Below are 23,780 nucleotides of genomic sequence, written 5' to 3'. Positions count from 1 at the left end.
TCTGGATGGCTTATCGATCCGCGATTTCGAAAATATCCGCGGTGATCCAGCGCCGCGCGACGAGGTCGTGCAATGAGAGCGCCTGATCCGCCACGCGAACCGTTTGGCCGCCAATCTCGACGCGGCTCGGATGGACTTTGAACTTGTGGGCGAAGTGGTCCTTGACCGCGACCGCCTCGACGATGGCCCCGGGATCGCCGGACGCCCCGTAGAGACGTTCCAGTGTTCCGGGGAACCAGTTGAGCGCTTTCAACCGCTCGATCGAGAATCGGGTGCGATTTGCTTCGATTTCCGCGCAATGACCGCCGGGCGCCCAACGGCCCCGCAGGAGGAAGTCGCGCCAATGTTCGGCGGCCATGCTGGCGCCGAAAGCTGGCAAGAGCGCGGTGGCGAGCAGATATTGGAAGAGAACGCGACCGTCGTGCTGGACCTGGATCTCGCAGCGCGGCGTGCGCGCGGATTGCATGTCCAAAGCCCTGGTGACGACGCGCAAGCGGCCAGAGGCCGGCAGGCTCGCGTAAAATTGCAAGGTGTCGATGCGTCGCGGCAGGCTGCAGACGCCGCTTTGCGGAACAGCGAACCACACCGCGAGCGTTCCATAAGGCACGCCATGCGCAGTGCTGTCGAGGAGAAGGGAGATATCGCCCTGGGCGGCGTCAAGCGCGCTTTCGACGTCGACGTCATAGGCCGAGCACGTGCTGTCCCGGATGAAACCTTCGGCGCGCATGAACGCTTCGGTGTGAAACAGGCCCCCCTGCTCGTAAGGATCGAATGGCGCGCCGCCAATGGGGCCCGGCCAGAGCGCCGGGGCTGGCAAATAATCCTCCGCGTAGGTCTCGATCACGCGACCGACGCGGAGTTTCTGCGGGCCTCCGCCTTCATCCATGTCGAGGCGGATGTCGGTCCACAGGTTGTCGCCGTCGATGCGCAGCGTTTCAAAGCACAGCGCGATGGGACCCTGGTCGAGACGCATCCATCGGTAGAGTTCCAAATTGCTCAGGGCGGTCAGCTTTTTGCGTGGTCCCCCGGCGCGCGCCGTCGTCGCCAGCGCGCCAACGACGCCGAGAAGCGGAAAGGCGGGGGCGCCATAAGTCGGGCAATGGCCGGAGAGCCAGGGCTGCGCCTCGATATCCACGCTTTTTTCCCGGCGCCCGGTCGGGCCGCCAAGATTCCTTGCGCCAGATCGAATTTGAAGCGCGAGATCCCGCAATTCATAGATGCGTACGCCATCGACCCACAGATCGCCGTCAACCACCAGCGTCACGACGCCGCTATCGACGGTGACGCTGCGGATCTCGACTTCGCTCGTGACTTCACGAGACGTCGGCAGCACCTGGCCGCGAAACTTCCAAAGAAACGCATGCTCACGCGCGGGCGCCACGAAGACCGGGTTGGCGACGCCCGTGTCGAGTTCCAGCAGCAAGGCGGCGGCCTTGGCCAGGCTGATCAAGTTTTCGAGGCCAATCGAGCCCGGCTGTACGGGGTCCTGGAAGAAATGCGCCTTGAAATACCAGGCGCGCGGATCAATTTTCTGCCGCCCGCGAATGGCGCCGAGCCCTGCGGCTCCCCCGCGCGGCCAGAATCCCGTCACCCCATCGATGAGGTTGAAGCGTCCGCCCGGCAGTGACGGGCGCCCTTCGCGACGGAGTTGCGAGGCCGAGTCGAGCTGGTCGGAAATCTCGCTTGGCGCCTCGAGACGCGCGCGATGCGCCGGCGAAACCGGGAGACCTTTCTGATTGGCGAGCGCGTCGCTCGAAAAATAGCCGAAGGAGGTCTCGAGCGTCATGACCCGGCCGGAGCTGCACTCGCAGACGAGTGAAAAAAACACGATCGTTGTCGGCCCGGCGGCGGCGTAGCGCTCGAACGTCACTGTCGTGCGCAACGCGCCAGTGTGCGCCGTCACCGGCTGATGGATCGTGGCGCGGCTTCCGTCCAGATTGCGAAACGAAACCGACGCCTTGGAGAATCCCATGTAAGACGCAAGCCAGCCGCAAGGCTGCAACACGGTCTCCATGAGCACGGCGAAGGGCATCTCCCCATTGCCGCCGTCACGGAAATACCAGGCGTCCGCTGGAGGGCGGTATTCAACGACGACTTTGCCGCCAGGAGTGGGAAGGCCGGGCGGACAATCCACGCAAACAACTTCCGACATGAAGTGATAGGGCGGGCTCGGCAGCCGCGCGACGCGCAGTCCCTCGTCGAAGGGCCTGTAGAGCGCGCCGAAGGCGTCGGATGGCTTGCCTGTGGCGGTCGCGAGCAGCGACTCGAAATCGCCCGGCACGTCGCCCGTCGGAGAGACAATCCTTTTGGGCGCGACGCTGGGCGCCAACAGTCGTTGCTCGTTCAACGGCCAGTCCGGGACGAGACGGACGCCAAATCGGCGAGCGAGAAACACCTTGTGGCCGTCGCTGCGCGCCAGCAGGGCGGCGTGGATGGTCGGCCGCTCGCCGGCTATGATTTCCTCGATGAAAACTTCGTAGGTGATCAGATGTGCGCGGTCGGGCGTGACCTGCCCGCGACAGATGAATTTGTAAGCCTCGGCCGCCACGGGAGCAAAAATCCAGCCATCCCTGTCGATCGTGAATCCGAGCGCGGCCATATAGAATTCGAGCGCTTGCGCGGCCGCCTCGGCCATCAGCGTGCCGGGCATGCACGGATCATTATGGAAATGGCCGGCGTAAAACCACGCATCCACGGGCGCGTCATATTCGGCGCGCAAATAGCCGCGACCCCAGGGACCGCCATGCGGATCGAAATCGACGACTCTGTCGAAAAGGCGCATGCGCCCCTTGCCGATCGTGGGCGTGCGCGTGTGCGGCGCGGCCATCTCGAAACCTTCGCCGAAGCATGCATAGGCGTCGCCCTGGGCGAAGGCTTCGATCTCGGCGGTGGAGAAGCGACGCTTTTTGGTGAGGCGCGGCGGCGCGTCGAGTTGCGCGTCCGCCTTGGGCCGGTCGTCTTCGGCAGTCCACAGGACGCCGGCCGAGGCCGCGAGCTCCGCGTCGGCGAAAAAGCCCGCCTGGCCGTTGCGCACGGAACTTAGAAGCTGATCGCCGACGCGCGAGTCGTAGCGGAAGAAGAAAAGCCGCGTGCCTCCGATCTGCGCGTGGCCGTCAATGTGGATCTGGTATCGGATCGTGTCGCCGACCTTCGGCAGGTAGGAGGTGTGAAAGGTCAATTCGCAGCCGAGGAGGCGGTAGACCCGCTCGGAGCGGTTGTGGAAATCGACGCCGAGCCACGAGATCAGCATCAAGTCGGCTTGCCCGGCCTCAATCGTCACGCCCGGCGGCATCCGGCCATTGTGGAGATACCAGGCGTCGGCCTTGACGTCGGTCTCCGTCCAGATGACCCCCTGGCCCATGGAGCCGGGCTGCCCGGCGAGTCCGGTCACGCGATCGGCGAGGAGCAAGGGCGGGCAGGGCATACGGCACACCCGCTCATAGGAGTCCTGTTGCCGGAAGAGCGGGCCGAACACTTCCGAAAGCGGGCCGCGCCCGGCAAACTCCAATTGCTCTCGCGTGAGCTGCAAGCCTGTCGGCGAAAGTTCGGGGAAGGGCTCGGCGGCCTTCCCGGCGATATTGGGATTGGGTTTCACCGAAACGGTCATGAGTTTCTCCCAGAGAGGATGGGCGAGGCCGCGCCGACCCAGGCTACGGCGCTTTCGCCTGACTCTTGCGGCTCCCCAAAATCGCCGAAGGAGGACGGAGAAGAGGGACGGGGCTTGAAGAGGGGACAAGACGATTGCGGCGGCTCTCTCTCAGCGAGCTTGTGAACGAGGGCTCGTTCAGCAACTGTGAAACAGAGGAGAGCGGCGGCGCGCCCGTCGCCGGTTCCGGGGCGAATTGTCGTGATGACGGCGCGCTGGCGGTTTCCGTCCGGCGGACATCCTCGTCGTCTATCGACACTGCGGCCAGACCACGCGCCACCGCTTGCAGGTGAACCGGCAAGCGAAGCTTTTGATCGCCTTGCGCCGGTTTGGCCGTGGCGTCGCCGCGCAAGGTCGCGAGACGTTCAGCCAAAAGCCTCAAGTCAATCTTCACGCCCGCCGCGAACAGGCTCGCGGCGGCGCGCGTCAAGGCGACGAGCGGCTTGGCGCCTTTTTGATCAAGCGACAGCGAAAGCGGCCGCCGCTCGCCGAGGATGTCCGAGATGGATTGGCTGATCGCGGCGCGCGGTCCGATTTCGACAAACACGCGGACCCCGTCCGCATAGGCGCGCAGGACGGTCGGCCGCAGATCGACGCATTCCACCGCCTGGCGCGCAAGCAGATCAGCAACGACGTTCTCCTCCAGATCGACCGCCCCTTGGACGGCGTTGAAATAAAATCTTACTCCCGGAATTTTGCGAAGCTTGCTGAGATGGGCCTGACGATAGGCCGCCGCGAGCGGTTGCGCGGCCGAGCAATGGAGCGCGGCTTTGCTGTCGGTGAGCACCATGCGATGGAGGCCGATCCGTTGCGCATAGATCGCGCAGGCGGCCGCGTCGCCGCCGATCACGCAGCTTTCCGGAGACATCACGATCAACAGATAGGCGCGATCGAGACCGTCCAGCGCCGCGCGCGCGTCCTCGATCGGCGCCCGCACCCACCAGTTCTGCCAGTCGATCGCGTCGCCTGGGGCGAGCTTCCAGGACTGGGCGACGGCTGAATAGTTCGCCGCCACGTCGCTGTAGAAGCCAGATCGAATGAGCGCCGACATGACGCCGCTCGGCTCCTCCCACGCCCCCATGGCGGCGAGCATATTGGATTCGCCCATCGAGAGCCCCAGGGCCGCTTGCGGCGCGAGCCCGAGGATCTCCCGGGCGACAGCGGTGGCGAGGAATGCGTGAAAGGCGCCGATATGGGCGCTCGCCAATGCGCTATCGAGAGGACGATCAGGATCGGCATAGGCGAGGAAAGCCTCGCGCGCGCAGCCTTCCACGTGGCGCATCTTGCGATCGACGATTTCGGGGAAGGCGTCGAGCAGCGGTCGATACGCCCCGCTGTAGGCGGCGCCCAGCTCGGAATAGACAAAGGCGACGTCGCCGGCCTTGACGGCGTCGCCGAAATGGACGCCGGGTCCGGCGGGTCGTTTTCCAAACGCCAGCATCCTCGACGCGAGCTCGATCCGCTCGGCGAGTTGCGCCGGGCCGGTCGCCAGAATGGCGATCCGAACCGAGCCCTCGGTCGCCGGCTCGCGCCGGGCGAGACGGCGGCTCAAATCCGAAAACGAATCGGCGGCCGAGAAAAACAGGCAGGGCGCCTGAGGCAACGAACCCTGTAACGGAGCCGCCGGCGCTTCGACGATTGTCAGTTCATGGCTCTGACCCGTAAAGGATCGCCTGCGGAACCTTGCCGCCGGTTGCCCCGCCGGCGCGAGGATGGGAACGCGTTTTGTGCCTGAGACGCACGTCCTGGCCTTGATCCGCGCGATTTCCGCGACGAGATCGACAAGGCCCGACGCGGCGTGCGCATGTCCGAAGCGTTCGGACGCGCGCGTCGGTTGATCATCGATGTCGATGGTCTCGGCGGGGTGGGTGTCCGAGGAAGGCGACAGGACAAGCGTCGCGTAAATCGGGTCGCCGCAACGCTCCGCGTCGGCGCGGCGCTTGAGAACCAGGGCGATCGCGGCGTCGCCCGGCGCCCGCCTGGATTGGGGCAGGACCTGTCTGGCGGCTTCGAGATGAACCGGCTCGAAGGAAAGGTCCACCGCTCCGGCGAGCGCGAGGTCGAGTTCATCTTGCGCCAGGGCGCGCGCCGCCAGTTCGACGGCGACGAGGCCCGACAATTCCTCCCCCGAGACGGTGAAGCCAACGCCCTTCCAGCCGGTTTGCGCATTGATGCGATTGGCCGGCAGATTGGGCATGGAGGAGAGGGGAATTTGCGCGCCTCGGGCGCCGCCGATCGCCTCCTTGATCTTCTCGACGAGCGGTTCGCTCGGGCTGATCCCGGCCGCCTTCAGACTCGATTTGACGCGCAACCTCATTCCCGAACGCGCGGCGTCCACGTCGCAGCCCATACCGATGAAGACGCCGGCGCGCTCATCCGCGACCGACGCCACGCCACGAAGCGCGCTCTGCGCCGCCTCGAAGATCAGGGCATGCTGGCCGAGCGCGTCCTGAAGCTCCTTCGGCGGGAAACGCAGCCCCCTCAATTGAAGCTGCGCGAAATCCGCCCGCGTCGATGCGCCGTCGATCTCGTCCACGAGCAGCTGGCGCGTGAACGCTTCGAGACCGCGTGTTTCGCCCGCGACCACGCCCAAGCCGCATATCGCGATTTCAACGGGCTCGGCGGGAAGGCGTTGCGCGGCGCGCGGCGCGGATGCGAAACCGCGCGCCGGTCGATACTCTTCGAGCACGACATGCGCGTTGTTGCCGCCGAACCCGAAATTGTTCAATCCCGCGCGCCGGGGCTGCTCCGTCTCCGGCCATGGCTCCGCGTCTTGCAGCACGCGCAGCCCGCTTCCCTCGAATCCGGCGATGGGATCCTCGGCGTTGAGGCTCTTGGGACGGATTTGCGCGGCGAAGCCGCTCGTCACTTTCACGACGCCCGCCAGGCCGGCGACCGTGATGAGGTGGCCCAGATTGGACTTCAACGAACCGATCGGCAGGTCCTTGACGCCGTCATAGACGGCCTTGAGGCTCCTCAGCTCGGTTTTGTCTCCGACGGGCGTGCCGGTCGCGTGGCATTCCACGAGGCTCACCGACTTCGGGTCGACGCCGGCGGCGCGATAGGCGCGCGTCATCGCGCGAATCTGGCCGTCGCTGTCAGGGCTGAGAATCGTTCGCGAGCCGTCATTGGACAGACCGACGCCTCGAATGACGCCGAATATGCGGTCGCCGTCACGCTCCGCGTCCGCGAGGCGCTTCAGGCATATCGCGGCGGCGCCCTTGGCTGGGAGAAGACCGTCGGCGCGCTGGCTGAAGGGTCGCGACATTCCTGTCGGACTGAGAGCGCGCAAGGCGGTGAAGCCAATGTGGAGAAAATTGCTGTCGCAGGCGTTGACCGCCGTCGCCAGCGCCACGTCGACGCTTCCGTCTGCGAGATAATCGCAAGCATATTTGAGCGCATAGAGCGAGGACGCGCAGGCGGCGTCGAGACAGAACGCCGGTCCCTCGGCCCCGAGCGCCCGCGCCAGCATATGCGCGGGCAGCCCCGAGCTGAATCGGTTGAGCGGCGAGACGGTCGGTCGCGGCGGGGGCGTGACGCCGAGCCTCTCAAGGATCGGATCGAGCCAGAAACCTTGCGCGAGGTCGAGCGACTTGCGGACGGGGTAGGACAGATTGCCGACCACCACGGCGCTCCGCACGCCGCGCAGATTTGGCCTGCGTATTTCGCGAACGGCCTCGCGCGCGGAATGAAGGAGCCATTGAAACGCCGGCTCCAATTGGAGGATCGTTTCGGCGGGCAAGCCGAAATCCGACGCGTCGAAGATGGATTCGAAGCCGGTGACCGCGCCCAGTCGGAAGGTCACGGTCTTGTCCTCGGCGTCGGGGTCGCCGGGCCTCAGCCGGAACGCTTCCGGTTCATCGGGCCAGTCGCCCTCCGGGCGTTCGGTCACGAGATCGCGTCCCTCGCGGATCGCCGCCCAGAACGCTTCCGGCGTGAGGGCGCCCGGCAAGACCAGGCCGCGCCCCACAATGGCGATTGGAACGAAGCTCATCGGTTCGCGCTCCCCAATGCGATCGCGTCGACGCGCGGATAGGATTCGGGACGTGCGGCCGCGTTCGATCGTTCGACGGTGTCGGGGAGGCCGGCGAAGACGATTTCGACGTGGCCGTCGCCCCCCGCGACCTCGCGCACAAAGCCGTCCGCGCCGACGCTCACCGGCGCGATCGGCACGCCGCGCGCGGCAAATTGGGCGCGGATGAGGTCGTGCGCCATGCCGCCCTCCCACGGTCCCCAGTTGATGGAGGTCACGCGGCAGGCGCGGCGCGTCTTCGCCAGGACCCATGCGACACGGTTGAGGATTTCATTGGCCATCGCGTAATCCGCCTGGCCCGGATTGCCGTAGCGCGCCGCGATCGAGGAGAACAAGGTGACGAATTCCAGAGGATCGTCCCTCAGCGCGCCGATGAGCGCGGCGAGGCCGCCCGCCTTGGCGCGAAACACCAGCGAAGCCTGCTCGTCGGTCTTGTCCTTGATCAATTTGTCGGCGAGGAGTCCGGCCCCGTGCGCCAGCCCGTTGATCGACCCCCAGGCGCCGCGAATCTCGTTTAGCGCGCGTGTGACGGCGGCCTCGTCGCCCACGTCGGCCGACTTGTAGAGCGCCTCGGATCCGGCCGCCTCGATGCGCTTCATCGTCTCCCTGATCTCGCGCGAGGCGATCAGCCGGTCCGTCACTCGGCCAATTTCGCGCGGACTGGGCTTTTGGCCATTCGCCGCCGCTTGTCTGGCGAGGATGGCGCGGATGTCAGCGGGCTTCGCGTCCGGCGCGATGTCGGCTGGCCATTCGGCGAGCTCCGTGCGGCCCAGCAATGCGAAGCGCATCCGGGCGGCGCCGGCGAGACGGATGATCGATTCCGCGGTCACCCCCCGGCCGCCGCCGCTTGCCACGACAACAAGCCCGTCGCGCAGGCGCGGCGCGGCGATCTCGCCCAAGGGCGCGGTTTTCACGACGGGAACCAGCCGCTGGCCATTGGCCGGCAGACCGACCTCGATGTCGGGGCCACCCTGCAACAGTTCGTCCACGACGCGCCGCGCCACATCCTTGTTGGACTGTCCGGCGCGTTCGACGTCGATCGCCTTGACCGCCGCCTCCGGCCATTCGAACCGCGCGGTTTTGACCAGCCCCGTCAACCCGCTCCGCCAGGCCGGCTCGATTGACTCCAGATCCCGCGCAAAGCGGCCGCCCGTGTCCTGCAGGGTCACGAATACCGCGCCGCCCGCGTCAACACGGGGCGCGAGGGCGCGAGCCGCCCGAAGCGCCGCGAGATGGACGGACTCCGGATCGAGGTGATCCGCGAGACCGGCCGTGGAAATCACGATGGAGGCGTCGTCGCGTGCGGCAAGTCCGACTCCGGCCTCGAAGCCATGCTGGCTGAGCTCGCTCACCAGGGCCTCGGCCAGCCGGACATGATCCTCCGTCACGGCGATGCGCGCGCGGGCGCCGAAGCCGGGCATCGGCCGTCCACTGGCCGCGCGGTCCTCGAGCACAACGATCTGGCGGTAAACCCCGCTTTTGCGCGCGAGGTTATCCGCTTCGCTCCCAAGCGACGCCGCTGAGCGTCCGTTCGGCGTCCCGGCGGGCGCCAGCGCGGCGGCGATCTGGCGCAGGCTGCGCAACTCCGCGAGCCGCGCGGGGGCGATTTCCGGCATATCCGGCAGACGCTCGCGCAAGGCCGCGAGGATCTCGACCTGCTTGATCGAGTCGACGCCGAGTTCGGCCTCCAGCTCCATGTCGAACTCAAGCATCTCGGCGGGATAGCCGGTCTTCTCGGCGACGATCTCGCGAACGATCTCGGCCAGGCGCATATCCGTGGCGGGCGTTGGGGCCGCCAGCGGCGGCGTCGGTTCGGCAATTGGAACCGGCGTGGCGGCGAGCGCCGTCGCCGGGCCATCCTGCGGGCTCGATTCCCCCAGCGCGGCGGCGATCTGGCGCAGGCTCCGCAACTCGGCGAGCCGCGCGGGAGTGATTTCCGGCACAGCGGGCAGACGCTCGCGCAAGGCCGCGAGAATCTCCACCTGCTTGATGGAGTCGACGCCGAGTTCGGCCTCCAGCTCCATGTCGATGTCGAGCATCTCGGCGGGATAGCCGGTCTTCTCGGCGACGATCTCGCGAACGATCTCGGCGAGGCGCATATCCGTGGCGGGCGTTGGCGCCGCCAGCGGCGGCGTCGGTTCGACGATTGGAACCGGAGTGTCGGCGAGCGCCGCCACCTCCTCGAGGTCCCGCGCGCCGGGGGTCGCCATATCGGCGCGCCGCTCCGACGCGGCCGGTGGTTGGAGCGCAAGGGGCGGCGCCGAAGCGCCTGCCGCGCGGCGCGGGGCGTCGTCCGCCGGGCCTGCAATGCGCAATGCGGCCGCGTCGTTGTGGCTTGTCAGCGTGACACTGCGATCGGTGCGCAGCTCCCGCGCCTGCGCCACCGCGGAGTCGCAAAGCTGCAGGAAACTCAGATGGGCTTGAGAGATCGTCTCCAGAAAGCGCCGATGCTCCAAAGCGGCGGTCTCCTGCATGGCGCGCAACGCCAACATCTCTTCACTCGTCATTTCAGGCTCCTCGGATTGGGGTTGGAGCACGCTCAAAGGCCCCTCTCGGTCAAAGGGCGCGCGCGCGGGCGCCGTCGATTGGTTCGCTCGCTGTTCGGAAGCGGCGCCTCGCGCGAGCGGCTCCAAGGGCATGATCGCGTCGGCGGCGAGCGGGCTCGGCGCGGCCGCCATGTCGGCTTGATCGCCTTGGGCGGGCGCCTGGTCGCGGGCGGCCTCGACGCCGCCGACCGGCTCCGGCGCAGTCAGTTCGTCCGCAAGTTTCGTGGGACGCGGCTTGTTGTGATTGGAGCCGCAAAGCCAAACCGCGTGCTTTGGGGGGACAGGCGGCTCCGCCAAGCCGCGCCAGCCTTCCGTCAAGAGTGTGAAGTCCATGCGAACGCCCGCGACCGCGAGCCTGCCGAGGCAGCGCAGCAATTGCACGACGCCATCGGCGCGCTTGTTGTCGAGGGCAAGCGCGAGGTGCTCTTTCGAGGCGAGAATCTGCCCGACAAGTCCCGTCAGGATCGAACCCGGCCCGATTTCGATGAACGTACGGACGCCGTCGCGGTACATCGTCTCGACGAGTTCCCGAAACCGCACGGCTTCGCCGATTTGGCGGGCGAGCTGTTCCGCCGCCGCGTCGCTTCGATCTGGATAACGCGCCGCCGTCGCGTTGGCGTAAACAGGCAGGGATGGAGGGGCGAAGGCGATTGCTCCAATTGCGCGTCGCATGGAGTCGACCGCGCCGGCGACGATCGGCGAATGGAAGGCGGTCGCGACAGGAAGCTGCTTGACGTCGACGCCCGCGGCGGCGAACTCCCGTGCGGCGATCTCGATGTCGACAACGCTTCCCGACAGGATCACTTGTCGGGGGCTGTTATCGTTTCCGATGACCGCTTTCGAGTTCGATTTCGCCAGCATGGCGCGAACCGACTCCACATTGAGCTGCACCGCCAGCATGGCGCCCTCGGCGCCGCGCGCGGCGTCTCGCATCGCGAGGCCCCGTTGACGCGCCAGTCGCACGGCGGCCGGCGCGTCGAAACAGCCTGCCGCGTGGAGCGCCATCACTTCGCCGAAGCTATGCCCGGCGACGGCGTCCGGCGCGACGCCAAGACGTCGCAAGAGCGCGAGATGCGCAAGTTGGACGGCGGCGATGGCGGGCTGCGCATTCTCCGTTGCGGTCAACGCGGCAGCGTGGCGAGCGCTGTCCCCGTCGCGACCGGCTGACTTTGGAAAGACGATGTCGTGAAGCGACTCGCCGTCGAAGAGCGCAGCGCCGGCCAGGTCGTCAAACGGCTTGCGAGCATCGTCGAAGGCCATTGCGAGACTGCCGCCCATATTCGGGTATTGGCTGCCTTGTCCGGAGAAAAGAAAGGCGATCGCGCCAGTCGCGCGCGCGCCGCTCCCATAGGCGACGTCGGGAGTCGCGAAGGCCGCTCCTTTTTCGATCTGGCGGACAGCCTCGCCGATCCTCGATTGCAGCTCCGCCGCTGACGACGCGACCACAGCCAGGCGGTGCGGCTCAGTCGCGTCGAATTCGCCGCAGCTTTTCGCGGCCGCAGGCGCCAGGCTGTCGTCGCGCTGCGTGCTTTGCGCCAGGGATCTCGCTCTTTCAACGAGAGCCGCGGCGCTGTCGCCCGAGAGCAGAACGAGTTCGGCGGCGAATGCGCGAAATCTCGCCGGCTTTGGCGCGGGTCCGTGATACTCCTCGAGCGTCACGTGAAAGTTGCTCCCCCCGAAACCGAAGGAGCTGACGGAAGCCCGGCGCGGCTCGAGCGGCGCATGAATCCATGGCCGGGCCTGTGTGATCAGGTAGAAGGGCGAGGTCTCGACGCCGAGCTTGGCGCTTGGGCGCTCGGCTTTCAATGTCGGCGGCAAAACCTTGTGATGCAGCGCGAGAACCGCCTTCATCAGCCCCGCCGCGCCCGCCGCAGACTTCGTGTGGCCGATCTGCGATTTGATCGAGCCGAGGGCGCACCACTGGCGGCCCGAAGGGTCCGCCGCCTTGAAGACTTCGGAAAGGCCCGCGAACTCAGCCGCGTCGCCCGCGCGGGTTCCCGTTCCGTGAGCCTCGACAAGCTCGACCGAGCGGGGCGAATATCCTGCTTGTTGATAAGCGCGCTTCAAGGCGAGCGCCTGGCCCTCGGCGCGCGGCGCGTAGACGCTGTTGGCGCGCCCGTCGGAGGACGCGCCGACGCCGCGGATCACGGCGTAGATGGTGTCGCCGTCGCGTTCCGCGTCCGCGAGACGACGCAGGGCGAAGATGCCCGCGCCCTCGCCGAGAATGGTGCCGTCGGCGCTTTCCGAGAAGGGACGGCAGTCACCCGTCGGCGACATCGCGGGCGTCTTTGAAAAGCACATATACATGAAAATATTGTTCAGCGCGTCGGACCCGCCGGTGAGGACGAGATCCGACTCGCCGAGCCAAAGCTCCTGAACCGCGTGACGCAAGGCGGCGAGCGAACTGGCGCAGGCGGCGTCGGCGGTGAAATTTGTCCCTCCAATATCGAGCCGATTGGTGATCCGGCCGGCGACGACATTGCCGAGCAGGCCAGGAAATGTGCTTTCCCGCCATTCGCCGAAATGGGAGCTGATCCGATCGCAAATCGCGAGCGCCTTGGTTTCGCCGACGCCCGCCTCGCGCAACGCCTTCAGCCAAACAGGGCGAAAGAGGCGCGCCGACATATCCGTCATGAGTTCGGAGCCGACGGCCACGCCGAGGACCACGCTGGTGCGCTCGCGGTCGATATGGCCAAAGCGCGCCTTGCCAGCCTCGGCGATCACTTCCTTGGCGACGTGGAGCGCGAGCAACTGAAATGTGTCCGTCGCCTCGATGACATTCGGCGGAACGCCGAACTCGACGGGGTCGAACGGAAAGGCCGGAATGAAGGCGCCGCGCTTACAATAGGTCTTGTCGGGCGCCTTCGGATCGGGGTCGTAATAATCCTCCACCGCCCAATGCGTCGGAGGAACTTCGGTGATGGCGTCTCTCCCCTCGACCAGATCGCGCCAGAAACCCACGGTGCCGCCGCGACCGGGAAACATCGCGCCGACCCCGACGATTGCGATTGGCGGTCGCTCCAGATAATCACGCATCGCTCGTCCTAACCCATGTGTTTCGGCGGCATCGAGAAGAACTCGGCCGGAACATGCACCCCGGCCATTCGCAATTGATGCGCGCGCGTGATCGCCGCGGCGCCTTCGAGAAGATTGCGCCCAATCGCCGCGACGGTTCGACTCCCGATAGGCTCGAGCGCGCTCCCCCGCACCCAGTCGTTAAAAGCGCCCATCGCCGGGCCGCACCAGATTTGATAGTCGATGCGGCGGTCGTCGGCGCCGTCGCGCGCCCATTCGGCGCCGAGGAAGAGGTAGCGCCGGAAGACCAGCGCCATACGCAATTTCGCGTCATGCTCCGCCCGCGCCATCTGCGTCGGATGGGCGCGCCTGAGATAGTCGCGGCAGTTTGCCCAGGCATCCGAGACCGACTCTCGAAGCACCTGGGTTTCCAGCCAGCGCCGTTCCTTGTCGGGAAGCGCCTCGAGCGAGTCGTAACGACGGTACAGCTCGTAGAGCTTCTGGCCTCTTGTCGCGAACATCGTGCCGCGCTTCAGCACCTGCACCTTGACGCCCAGTTCGAACATATCGGCGGCGGGCGCCATTGTGACATCCGCGATTTCGGCTTGAGCCAACAGCGCGCGCGCGGCGCTCGAAACGCCGGCCTCTATCGCGCTCTGGTTGATGGAGCCCGTCATGACATAGGCCGCGCCTTGCTGAAACGCGGCGGCGATCGCAGATGGCGCGCCGAGCCCGCCAGCCAAGCCGAGACGAATTGGGCGGACGTAGCCATGCCGCGCGGCGAGATCGTCGCGCAGATTGGCGATGACGGGAAAGAGCGAAGCAATCGGACGATTGTCGGTATGTCCCCCGGAATCGCCTTCGACCGTGACGTCCTCTGCGACAGGCGCTGATTGTGCCAATTCCGACTGTTCCGACGTGATGCGTCCGGCCGCGACAAGCTCCCTCAACATGTCGCTTGGAGCGGGCGACATGAATTGTCTCGCAACCTCGGGCCGCGACACCTTCGCGAAGACGTGCGTGCTTCGGCTGATCCGGCCATTTGAATCACGCGCCAATCCCGCGATCGAATAGTGCGCGACATCATGCGATAGCCGCATGAAAGCTGACGCCGAAACGCGCTTTACGCGGTGCTCGAGAAAAAACTCAACCGTCGCGCGCTCCATGTCCGGCCGGTCGGGATTGTGAATGAGATTCGCGCCCCAGCCTGTTGCTTCGGGACCGAGCGCGCACTTTATCTCCTCGAGCGCTGTGCGGATCTGGGGCGGCTCGAGTCCCGCGCTACCGAAGAAACCGACAAACCCGGCTCTCGCCGCTTCGATCACCATCTTTGCCGATGTGATTCCACGCGCCATTTCGCCCACGACGTAAGCAAATCGCGCCCCATGGGTCTCATTGAAGCTTCGATCGCCGAGCCATTCGGGATAAATCGGCGGCAGGAGCGCGAATAGTGAGCTATTCAAATAAGTGGATACGTCGTTGGAACGTTCGACAATGACAGGCGTGTGCAGGTCGTTCTCCGAACGATGAACTGCGATTGGGCGATCGGTCGTCGACACCGCGGCCGCCACCTTGCTCAGATAGCCCTCGACGGCGCTTGCTTGCCGGACATCGAGCGCACGCGCACCAACATTGGAGGTCATATCGTCTCGTTCCCAAACTGTCTTAGAAAATCTCGGCAAATTGTCTAGCTCAAGTGTGATGCAATTTAATGACGAATGCAAACGCTCTGACGCTCGCTTTCCCCGCAAATCATAGCGGCATGGGGCAGCGCGCCCGGAAGTTGAGCGCGCGGATGACTTTCCCGGCGAGGATCGTATGACGAGAGATAGCTATGTGATAATCTCAATAGCGCAGTGGCGGCGCCTGACGGTTTCGTGAACGCGCAAGTTGCATGCGCGGGGCCAGCGCGAGCGCAGGGCTCCGCAACCATGACGCGCCCGTCATCGAAACTGACAGCCAGAGCGCGATGTCGCCTCAATGCGGATCGAGCGCGAGAAAGCGCCTCTCGATTGAATAAGCCTCGCCGCCAGTTGGTGTGACGTCACTATTGGGAAGCGGCTCGCCTGCTATTTGAACGGTCGGGCGCATGCTCTGCGCCGGCAGCGCCTCCCGCGAGTTCTCACTCAACTTCGTGGCATTACCAAGCGGCCTCGGTTTGCGATCGAGGACATAGAGGCCAAGACTGCACACTAACGTCGCAGAAACTCGTCGTCACGCTATTTTCATCGACGTCTTGTTCGCTCGTCAACATTCGGCAACAAGGCCCCACCGTAATTAGCACTAGCTTTATGAGCTTCAAGCCCGCAGACATCTCGATCAATCGCTATGGTTTTGAAGTCGTCTTGGCCGCCATTAAAAACTTTCGCTTAGCCAGACGGCTGGTGACTTGCTCGAATGCCCCTTTCGAAACACATCTGCGCTTCAACACGTCGTCATTGCCGCAGACGAATGACCTGGGAGCGAAAGCGGTCAGGCGCATCCACCATTTCGTTGAGAAGCTGGCTACCCAAATACGATGGAAGTAGCGCGCAACCCGCTTTGAAGCTTCCCTGTGCTCCCGAAACTCTTGCTTATTTTGTTTGCCAGATATTCAACCGCAGTTGTCTCGCCAATCGCGGCCGGGCCTTGATCGCCGCAGCAATCGACTTGATGTGATCGACGATGTGGACCGTGTCATCAACCGCTTCAAAGATCGACGTTCGGCTGATGTGCATGATTTTTCAACGCGTTGAGGCATTCGACATAGTCGGCGGCGTGCATTTCGTCGAGAATTTCAACCGGAGCGGCAAGAACGAGCTTGAGCCATGCGTGCGCTGTGCGAGCCCGTTCTGGCAGAGCGTTCCAATCGCGAAAGTCTCGCCCGGTTGGGACGCGAAGCGACGCATAGGGATAAGAACACCCTTTGAACGAAAACGGCACTTTCATGGGAACGTGGCATTCGCCAAGGGTGTTGAGGGCGATCGCAAGAGCTTCGCCAATCGCTGGAGCGGTTTCGTTCAGAACAGCGTCACCCATGGGACTCTCTCTATGTAGGCGCTCAGAGGTAGGGCGTTACGAGCAAATCGCCGTACCAAACCAGACGTTCGGGGAGGGCGCGCTCGCTCCGCTTTCCAGAATCGTCTGCGCCTTCAGGACGGAACGGGCCGCCGTTTCATTGGCTGGGCGGCAAACCAAAGTTGAGGGCGAAATCCCCAGCAACTGCCCACGGTCGCCCCTGAGCTGCTGCATGGTTTTTCGCGCCAATGCATGGTTGTCCATGGCGAGCGCCTCCTTTGAGCCGTAGGCGAGTTGCCACAGCCCAAATCCGGCATTGGCGCGCCCGCGCACCCCGCAGATGTATTCATCTTTCAGGACGACGTTGGGGTCGTTTGGGCTGTCGATGAACTGGATTCGTAGGGGAGGCGCTCTTGCCAGACGAGCGGCTTGAAGGGCTGCGACGCATCGATCAAAAACCAAGGGTCTCCCGTGCCGGGCTGGCAATTGGAGACGACAACATCGCGGTCCTTTTCGTCTTTGGAGGGATGGTTCGTGTCGAAGAAAAACTGCCCATCGTAGCAGCTTTCCGTAAGGCCGGATTTCAGAAGCGGAAAAATCAGCGTGTCGGGGTGAGTGGCAGTCATACGCCCCATTTGCTGAAAAACCGGGGCGAAGATGCCATACTGATCGTCTTCGATCTTTTCGCGAGAGACGCTTATCGTCGACTCGAATTTACGGTTCACGATAATCGCGGGTAACTGCATTGCCCAAACACGCTGGCGGGAAACGAGGTGTGGGAGATTGCGGGAAAAGGCGGCTTTTGCCGCCCCTGACAGTTGTCAGGGAAGTGGGTGAGGCGGTGGCACCGCGACCCGAAAACGGGGGTGAAACCGGCGGTTTGCTCCCCGGATGTCCTCAGTGGGGCGCGGGTGGGCAAAAACAGCTCCGTTAAAGCACCATCAAGCGCGCTGGATAGGCCGCTTGGAAATTCAGATCGCGACCACCAAAGGACAGAAACCCATGACGAAGCGACCCTCTGTCAACATTGGGGAAGAAGGTAAAGAATTCAACCACGCGGCGACAAAAGCGCACGACGAAAAGATGACGAAGCCCCCCTTCCGCACATTTTCTTTCGGCATATGATGCGCCCCCCGGCGGCTTCCCCTCGACAGGGAGCCGCCGCGCTTTTTTCAGACAGGCCCGCGGTGCGCCCGAAAGCGCGGGAGCTACCCGTGGGCCCAGTACTCGAAGTGATCCTCCAAGTTCGTCCATATTTTCTCAGCGCTGTCGAAATTCGAGTGAACGCCCAAATGCGACGCAAGTAGCGCACAACCGGCTTTGAAACTTCCCTGTGCTCCCGATACTCTGATATAGTTGATACCTTTCTTCGTGTTTGCTAGATGCTCAACCGCAGTTGTCTTGCCGATCGCAGCAGGGCCTATGATCGCCCCCGCAATCGACTTCATGCGATCGACTATATGGACCGTGTTTTCGACTGCCTCAAAGATCGACGTTCGGCTGACGTGCATCATTTTTCCTGAGCCTCTCTTTCGTCGAATTTTTCGATGAATTCCTTTATCGCTTGGTTTGATTTTGTTCGTTGTGTCGACGCATATTCGCTTCGCGCTTGCGCGCCGCCTCGGGAGTCTCTGTTAAGCCGCGCGCAATGGCTCTTTCCTTGTCAGAGGCGGTGACGCGCGCGGCAGTCGGCGCAAGGAGCGCTTTGGGCGCTCTTGCCGGAAAGCTTAGAATTTCAGCTGTTACGTCGATATCCGGCGCAGACTTGTCGAGGTCCCGGATGGCACGCCGCTGAAGCGCTTTCCGATGGCTGCTCTCTTTCGCACCCGCCGCGTTAAAATATTCGAAGCCCTCATCCTCTTCCGCGAAGCCAAGAGAATTTCCATCCGCGTCTTCAATCGGAAGTCGAACCGAATGCTCATATTTTGGAACCCCAACGAAGACATAGTCTCCTTTTAGATAAGTAACTAAGTTTTTGCAGGAGAACCGTCGCCTTCGCCAAACGTGGCTTGGATCGCTGCGACTTTTGCGGCCTTTACGGGCAGTTTGATGGGCGCCGGGAGGGGTTTCGACGGCGCATTGAAGTGGCTTTGAAGGTCGGCTGGAAGTGAATCGACGCGGACCTGATATTGAACGCCTGACTTCCCGCCGCGCCCCTTGAGAGTCTCGATGACGAGCGGCGCCCCGCGCCAAGAATTTGCCTTCCCTGCCGCGATCTTCGACGCCGCTATTTCAAGCGCACGGCGGCTTACGCCTGCGGCGGCGGCCACCATCCATAGCACCGTCTCCGTCATGTCGCGCGGGGCTCTTCCGAAAACGCGGCCGCGACAACCCGCTCCCTGATATCTCGCGAAACCTTGCCGTTTCGCGCTCCCTTAAGAGCGCGTTCGGCCGTTTGGCGATTCACGCCATTGGCGATACACCACGCGCTTAAGGTTCCCTCTGGCAACGAAACCAGCGCGGACGGTCAGGTAAAGGTCGGGCGATGGCACGACCTCAAGGCGGAATGTGCGTTCAATACGGTGCATAATCCATGAAAAATACACCTGAGCTTGCCAAAGAAGGCCGCTCCACCGCGCGCGTCTTGAGAAAAGCCCGCTTGCAGAACGCACCGCGAACGGTTAAAGGTTGTTCTTGATTTGTTTGCGGCGCCAGCCTGGCGCGCGGTCGTGCGGATGGGGCGGACGATGTTGACGAAAAAGCAGAGCGATCTGCTGCGCTTCATACATGAAAGACTCAAGGAATCGGGCGTTCCCCCGTCGTTCGACGAGATGAAGGACGCGCTCGATCTGCGCTCCAAATCGGGCATTCATCGTCTCATCCTCGCGCTCGAGGAGAGGGGGTTCATCCGCCGCTTGCCCAATCGCGCTCGCGCCCTGGAAGTGTTGCGTCTGCCGGAATCCGCGACGCCGCGCGGCGGTGGCGGGGCGCGGGGCGGCAAATTCGCGCCTTCGGTGATCCAGGGCAATCTCGGCCGCGTTCGTCCCCTCAGCGAGCGCGAGGAGGAGAGCAATCAGCAGGTGGCGGTTCCGGTCATGGGCCGCATTGCGGCCGGCACGCCGATTTCCGCCATTCAGACACGCAGCCACACCATCAATCTGCCGCCGGACATGCTGTCGAGCGGGGAGCATTTCGCGCTGGAGGTCCGGGGGGATTCGATGATCGAAGCCGGCATTCTCGATGGCGACACGGTTATCATCAGGAAGCAGGACCACGCCGATTCCGGCGAGATTGTCGTCGCGCTGATCGAGGACGAGGAAGCGACGCTCAAGCGGCTGCGCAAGCGGGGCGCCTCGATCGCGCTGGAAGCGGCCAACCCCGCCTATGAAACCCGCATCTTCGGTCCCGACAAGGTCAGGATTCAGGGTAAGCTCGTCAGCCTGTTGCGGAAATATTGAGGGGGAGCCGGGCCGGCGCCGGCCTGCCAGGCGACGGCGGATCAGCCTGTCTTTGTTGCCGGCCGGGGCGGGGGCGCGGGGCGCTGCGGGCTTTCCCGCACACCTATCCTGCCCCCGGTGACGGCGCTGATGATCTCGGTCGCCGCGCCCTGCGGCGTGATCCGCGTGAGATCGACAAGACCGCGCACGGTCGCCGTGTCATGTGAGATGGACGCGTCCGCGCAGAGAAAGATCCGGGTCGCGGCGTCGGGATGAACGCCCAGCGCCGAGAGCGCCATCGCCATCGCCTCGCCGGATTGGTCATCGACGATCGCCCGGGCGCGAGACTTCCGGCAATTGAACGCCCGCGCGAGAGTCGCCGCCATGGCGTCCCGGTCGCGGCGGATGGCGGCGGCCTCGAGCTGTGCGGCGAGTTCAGGGTCGGCTGGAACAGATTGGCCGCCGCCGGCCGCGAGGGCGCGGCGGCAGGCGTTGAGGATCATGTTCCCGCGCTCCTGGCGCCGGCCGGCGAGAAACAGAGCTTCGTCAGCAGCGCCGAAATCGTCTCGGTCGAGCAGCATCCGCGCAAAGGCGAGGTCGTCCCTCGCTGCTTCGATGATGGCGCGACGCGAGGCGTCATCCCGCTGTGCGTTCGGGTTTTCGGCCAGCGCCTTCATGACCTCGCTCTCGCCGCGTCGCAGCAGTTGGGCGACAATCTCCCCGTCGAGGTCCTTGCGCCGTGCGACGGCGCAGGCCGCGGAAGGGTCGCCCCCCCGCGCCGCCGCCATCAGTCCGGCGCGCGGGAGGCGCGGTGAGAACTCCATGGCCAGCGCCGCGCAAGCTCCGCCCTTGGCCAGAAGACGGTCGAAAATCGCCTGGGACGTCTCCGGATGGAGACAGATCGGGCGGAGGATTCGGGCGAGGGACGCGTCGTCCAGAAGATCGATCATGCCGATGGTAAGTTGTTCAAACTGCTTGTAATCGGCAATCGGGTGCAGTTGCCGCTCGAGGAACTGATCGACGACCTTGCGCAATACAGCGCCCTGTTCTGTCCGCCGATCGGACTTATCTGCTTGCATGGGCAGGATGCTCGCTCAAACGCATACGCAACTCGGGCTCTGACACTAGCAAGCGGTCATTGACGGAACATTAACCGTCGACGCCGCCTAATCGCCTGGATGGCTGATCCAATTTGGATCAGCCACGCTGACGCCAAGAGGATCGACATGGGGGAGGTCATTGCCTTCCGGATGCGCGGGACGTCCTCGCGCGAGATGCGCGAGCCACCGACAGGGGGCGCGCAGATCCTGTTTTTTCTGGGCGTGCGCTACATCCGCATGGACGATCCGCTCCAGACCTGCGACTCCCGCGCGCCCGGCGGGCGGCCGCGCGGCGGCGGAAAGCGCAAGGGCCGCGCCCGAGCCTGATCCAAAAGCTGCAACGTAGCTTTGGCGCCAGCCGCGCGTCCGGATTAATCTCGCCCGGACTGCGGAAGGCCGGGGCCCTGGATGAGCGACGCGCGCGCGGCGGAACATGAGGAGCTGATCGACGGCCCCCGCGCTCTGTCGCTCGCGCCGCGCCTTCAGCGGCTGAGGGCCGCGCTGGGAGCGGCCTATGCCGAAGAGACGGAGCTACGGCGGCCGTTTCTGTGGCGCGCCGTCGCGGCTGGAGCCGGCGTTCTTCTCTATTTCGCCGCCAATCATGAACCGCCTCTGGCCCTTTGCGTCGGCGCCCTGGCGGTTGTCGTCGCGCTGGCCGTTCTCGTCCGCGGCCACGCCCGCGCCCATGCTCTCCTCGTCGCCGCCGCCTTCGTCGCCGCCGGCTTCGCGGCGGGGGCGTGGCGAACGTCGCGGGTGGCGGCGCCGGTGGTGACGCGGGTCGGCGTCGGCGAATTGACGGGCTTCGTCGAGGAGATCGACCTGCGCCGCGCCGGGGCGCGCTTCGTGCTGCGCGTCGCAAGCGCGGAGGGTCTGCCGGGCGACGTCGTTCCGGCGCGCGTCCGCCTCACCACGCGTGGCGAGCCCAGTTTCGCGGCGGGCGATTTCATCGCGCTCAAGGCGCGGCTGATGCCGCCGGCGCGGGCCGCCCTGCCGGGCGGATATGATTTCGCCCGCGACGCCTATTTCGCGCGGCTGGGCGGCGTCGGCAGCGCGCTCGGCCGCATCGAGACCATGCCGCTGCCCGATCCCGCGCCGGCGTCGCTGCGTTTCTTCGCCGGCGTCGATCGCCTGCGCAATGCGCTGGCGCTGCGCGTCTACAAGATCATCGGCGACGACGCCGGCGCCATCGCCGCCGCCATGGTGGCCGGCAAGCGCGACTTTCTCTCCGAGAGCGCGAAAGACCTCATCCGGCGGGCGGGCATCTTCCACATCGTCACCATCTCCGGGATGCAGATGACGCTCGTCGCGGGGATTTTCTTCGTCGGCCTGCGCCGTCTCCTCGCAACCTCGCAGACCCTCGCGCTCAATTATCCGATCCGCAAATGGGCGGCGGCGCTCGCCATGGCGGGCGCCGTTCTCTACGACATCGGCACGGGCTCGCGGGTCGGCACGGAACGCGCGCTGGTGATGACGCTGATCATGCTCGCCGCCGTTCTGTTCGATCGCCCGTCGCTGTCGATGCGCAATCTCGCCCTGGCGGTTTTCTTCGTCGTGGCGGTCGAGCCGGAGGCGATTCTGGGCGCGAGCTTCCAACTCTCCTTCGCCGCGGTCGGCGCGCTCATCGCCGTTTATGAATGGCGCGGCGCCCATGTCGCGCAAGCGCCGCGCGGGCCGCCGTCCGTGCGGAGCCGGTTTCAGGAATGGCGCGAGGCGCTGCTGGACCGCCTGCTGCACGGGCCCGGCGCGCCGCTGGTCGCCACCCTTTGCGCGACATCGGCCACGGCCTCCTTCATGGCCTATGATTTCCATGAGCTGAGCCCCTATGTGCTGATCGGCAATCCGCTCACTCTGGCGGTGATCGAATTCTTCGCCGTCCCCTGCGCGCTGCTGGGCGCGGCGCTGTATCCCTTCGGCCTCGACGGCTTCGTCTGGCGCTGGCTCGAGATGGGTATTGATCTCGTCATCTGGCTCGCCGGGCTGATCGCCAGCGCGCCCGGCGCGAGCCTGCATGTGAAGGCGTTCCCGCCCTGGGCGATTCTGTTCCTGGCGCTGGCGGTTCTCTCGGCCGTTCTGTGGCGCACCTGGACGCTGCGCGCGACGGCGATCCCGCTGGCGCTGGTCGGTCTGATCGGCGCTGGAAGCGGCCCCGGCTTCGATCTGGCGATCCCCGCGACGGGCGACGCCGCCGCCATTCGCCTGCCAACGGGGCAATTGACGCTGCTCGGCAAGAAGCCCGGGGCCTTCGCCGCCGAGCAATGGCTGCGCGCGGACGCCGACGCGCGCGCCGCGGCGGACGCCCGGACCGGGGCCGCCTGCGACGCGGACGGATGCGTGGGCCGGCTGGCCGACGGACGCGCGGTGTCGCTCGTGCTTTCGCGCGGCGCCTTTCTGGAGGACTGCGCGCGCGCGGCCATCATCGTGACCCCGCTGCGCGCCCCCGGCGGATGTGCGGCGCCGATTGTCATCGACCGCCTGAAACTGGCGGAGACCGGCGCCATCTCGCTGCGCCTGCGACCCGAGGGAGCGGTGGAATGGACGACGGCGCGCGGGGTCGACGAGGACCGTCCCTGGTCGCCGCGCCCCGCCCAGACGGCGCGCCGCGGCGCCGTCCCGGAGGAAGACGGCGAAGACGCCGAACTCTCCGAGCCCATCGAGTAAGAGGCCCGCGACGCGGGCGGCCGGCGGTCAGGCGGCGAGATCTACGAAGACGCGGCCCTCGCGGTCCTCGATCTCGATCAGCCACATGTCCGGATCGAACATGATTTCACGTTTGAGACGGGTTTCCGCCTCGGCGGGATCGACCCAGTCGTCGGCGTGAACCTTCGAAAACAGACGGTCGACCCCTTCGGGCGGCTGTTCGCTCTGGGGCGCCGGGCCGTAGACGGCGGCGCGGCCGTCCAGACGGTCGAGCTTGATGAACACGGCGCCAGCCTCCGCGGCGCCGCGCCGGCGCAGCATGGCGACCGCCCCCTGCGCTTCAGCCCGGCGAATGAGGGCGCTTGCAAAAATATCGGATCTCAGACGCATCCGGCTAATTTAGAGCGGATTTCGTCCAGGGTCCAAACG

At 65.2% G+C, this 23,780-nt stretch carries 13 protein-coding genes and 1 pseudogene; 5 read left to right on the top strand and 9 right to left on the bottom strand.

Going from position 1 to position 23,780, the window contains the following annotated elements; all coding sequences use genetic code 11:
* Positions 1-10 precede the first annotated feature (10 nt).
* The 4 genes from ACR652_RS22465 to ACR652_RS22450 are packed head-to-tail and all read right to left on the bottom strand — an operon-like array spanning position 11 to position 14,883.
* Positions 11-3,607 carry a hypothetical protein gene (locus ACR652_RS22465; protein ID WP_434508701.1) on the bottom strand — a complete coding sequence of 1,199 codons (3,597 nt, stop codon included), beginning with the start codon at positions 3,605-3,607 and terminating at the stop codon, positions 11-13.
* 43 nt (positions 3,608-3,650) lie between these two features.
* The gene (locus tag ACR652_RS22460; RefSeq protein WP_434508700.1) at positions 3,651-7,640 is read right to left on the bottom strand and encodes a beta-ketoacyl synthase N-terminal-like domain-containing protein; all 3,990 of its coding nucleotides are present in this window, start codon (positions 7,638-7,640) and stop codon (positions 3,651-3,653) included.
* Positions 7,637-13,261 (bottom strand): SDR family oxidoreductase, encoded by a 5,625-nt coding sequence (locus ACR652_RS22455; protein WP_434508699.1) that lies wholly within the window; start codon positions 13,259-13,261, stop codon positions 7,637-7,639. Before ACR652_RS22455 ends, ACR652_RS22460 begins: the two co-directional genes overlap by 4 nt.
* A gap of 8 nt (positions 13,262-13,269) precedes the next feature.
* Complete coding sequence (locus tag ACR652_RS22450) at positions 13,270-14,883, bottom strand: PfaD family polyunsaturated fatty acid/polyketide biosynthesis protein (RefSeq protein ID WP_434508698.1); 1,614 nt, start codon at positions 14,881-14,883, stop codon at positions 13,270-13,272.
* Positions 14,884-15,531: 648 nt separating this feature from the next.
* On the opposite strand from ACR652_RS22450, the gene ACR652_RS22445 reads away from it, so the two are divergent.
* Positions 15,532-15,768 carry a hypothetical protein gene (locus ACR652_RS22445; RefSeq protein WP_434508697.1) on the top strand — a complete coding sequence of 79 codons (237 nt, stop codon included), beginning with the start codon at positions 15,532-15,534 and terminating at the stop codon, positions 15,766-15,768.
* A gap of 160 nt (positions 15,769-15,928) precedes the next feature.
* On the opposite strand, the gene ACR652_RS22440 is transcribed toward ACR652_RS22445, so the two are convergent.
* Entirely contained in the window at positions 15,929-16,258 is a 330-nt protein-coding gene (locus ACR652_RS22440; protein ID WP_434508696.1) for a hypothetical protein, read from the bottom strand.
* Between the two features lie 36 nt (positions 16,259-16,294).
* Positions 16,295-16,983, bottom strand: a pseudogene (locus ACR652_RS22435) (Mu-like prophage major head subunit gpT family protein).
* 217 nt (positions 16,984-17,200) lie between these two features.
* Between ACR652_RS22435 and ACR652_RS22430 the strand changes: the two are divergent.
* The gene (locus ACR652_RS22430) at positions 17,201-17,362 is read left to right on the top strand and encodes a hypothetical protein (RefSeq protein ID WP_434508695.1); all 162 of its coding nucleotides are present in this window, start codon (positions 17,201-17,203) and stop codon (positions 17,360-17,362) included.
* Positions 17,363-18,204: 842 nt separating this feature from the next.
* Here the strand turns inward: ACR652_RS22430 and ACR652_RS22425 are convergent.
* Entirely contained in the window at positions 18,205-18,531 is a 327-nt protein-coding gene (locus ACR652_RS22425; RefSeq protein WP_434508694.1) for a hypothetical protein, read from the bottom strand.
* A 393-nt stretch (positions 18,532-18,924) separates the two neighbouring features.
* On the opposite strand from ACR652_RS22425, the gene lexA reads away from it, so the two are divergent.
* Positions 18,925-19,635, top strand: coding sequence for a transcriptional repressor LexA (gene lexA / locus ACR652_RS22420; RefSeq protein WP_434508693.1), 711 nt, complete (start codon positions 18,925-18,927; stop codon positions 19,633-19,635).
* A gap of 41 nt (positions 19,636-19,676) precedes the next feature.
* Here the strand turns inward: lexA and ACR652_RS22415 are convergent, their stop codons facing one another.
* Positions 19,677-20,693, bottom strand: coding sequence for a DUF2336 domain-containing protein (locus ACR652_RS22415; protein ID WP_434508692.1), 1,017 nt, complete (start codon positions 20,691-20,693; stop codon positions 19,677-19,679).
* Positions 20,694-20,840: 147 nt separating this feature from the next.
* On the opposite strand from ACR652_RS22415, the gene ACR652_RS22410 reads away from it, so the two are divergent.
* Both ACR652_RS22410 and ACR652_RS22405 read left to right on the top strand, forming a co-directional pair.
* On the top strand, positions 20,841-21,041 hold the full coding sequence (locus tag ACR652_RS22410; RefSeq protein WP_434508691.1) for a hypothetical protein: 201 nt from the start codon (positions 20,841-20,843) through the stop codon (positions 21,039-21,041).
* Between the two features lie 81 nt (positions 21,042-21,122).
* A complete protein-coding gene (locus ACR652_RS22405; RefSeq protein ID WP_434508690.1) occupies positions 21,123-23,372 on the top strand; it encodes a ComEC/Rec2 family competence protein in 2,250 nt (749 codons plus the stop codon).
* 27 nt (positions 23,373-23,399) lie between these two features.
* Here ACR652_RS22405 and ACR652_RS22400 read toward each other — a convergent pair whose 3' ends face one another.
* Entirely contained in the window at positions 23,400-23,741 is a 342-nt protein-coding gene (locus ACR652_RS22400; RefSeq protein ID WP_434508689.1) for a DUF1491 family protein, read from the bottom strand.
* Positions 23,742-23,780: the final 39 nt, after the last annotated feature.

This window comes from Methylocystis sp. (assembly GCF_051061225.1).
GTDB lineage: Bacteria > Pseudomonadota > Alphaproteobacteria > Rhizobiales > Beijerinckiaceae > Methylocystis.
This window is presented reverse-complemented; position numbering and strand designations above follow the sequence as displayed.

Excerpts from the sequence above, each read along its gene's own strand:
- ACR652_RS22465 (WP_434508701.1), bottom strand. The coding sequence starts at position 3,607 with ATGACCGTTTCGGTGAAACCCAATCCCAATATCGCCGGGAAGGCCGCC.
- ACR652_RS22460 (WP_434508700.1), bottom strand. The coding sequence starts at position 7,640 with ATGAGCTTCGTTCCAATCGCCATTGTGGGGCGCGGCCTGGTCTTGCCG.
- ACR652_RS22455 (WP_434508699.1), bottom strand. The coding sequence starts at position 13,261 with ATGCGTGATTATCTGGAGCGACCGCCAATCGCAATCGTCGGGGTCGGC.
- ACR652_RS22450 (WP_434508698.1), bottom strand. The coding sequence starts at position 14,883 with ATGACCTCCAATGTTGGTGCGCGTGCGCTCGATGTCCGGCAAGCAAGC.
- ACR652_RS22445 (WP_434508697.1), top strand. The coding sequence starts at position 15,532 with ATGAGCTTCAAGCCCGCAGACATCTCGATCAATCGCTATGGTTTTGAA.
- ACR652_RS22440 (WP_434508696.1), bottom strand. The coding sequence starts at position 16,258 with ATGGGTGACGCTGTTCTGAACGAAACCGCTCCAGCGATTGGCGAAGCT.
- ACR652_RS22425 (WP_434508694.1), bottom strand. The coding sequence starts at position 18,531 with ATGACGGAGACGGTGCTATGGATGGTGGCCGCCGCCGCAGGCGTAAGC.
- lexA (WP_434508693.1), top strand. The coding sequence starts at position 18,925 with ATGTTGACGAAAAAGCAGAGCGATCTGCTGCGCTTCATACATGAAAGA.
- ACR652_RS22415 (WP_434508692.1), bottom strand. The coding sequence starts at position 20,693 with ATGCAAGCAGATAAGTCCGATCGGCGGACAGAACAGGGCGCTGTATTG.
- ACR652_RS22410 (WP_434508691.1), top strand. The coding sequence starts at position 20,841 with ATGGGGGAGGTCATTGCCTTCCGGATGCGCGGGACGTCCTCGCGCGAG.
- ACR652_RS22405 (WP_434508690.1), top strand. The coding sequence starts at position 21,123 with ATGAGCGACGCGCGCGCGGCGGAACATGAGGAGCTGATCGACGGCCCC.
- ACR652_RS22400 (WP_434508689.1), bottom strand. The coding sequence starts at position 23,741 with ATGCGTCTGAGATCCGATATTTTTGCAAGCGCCCTCATTCGCCGGGCT.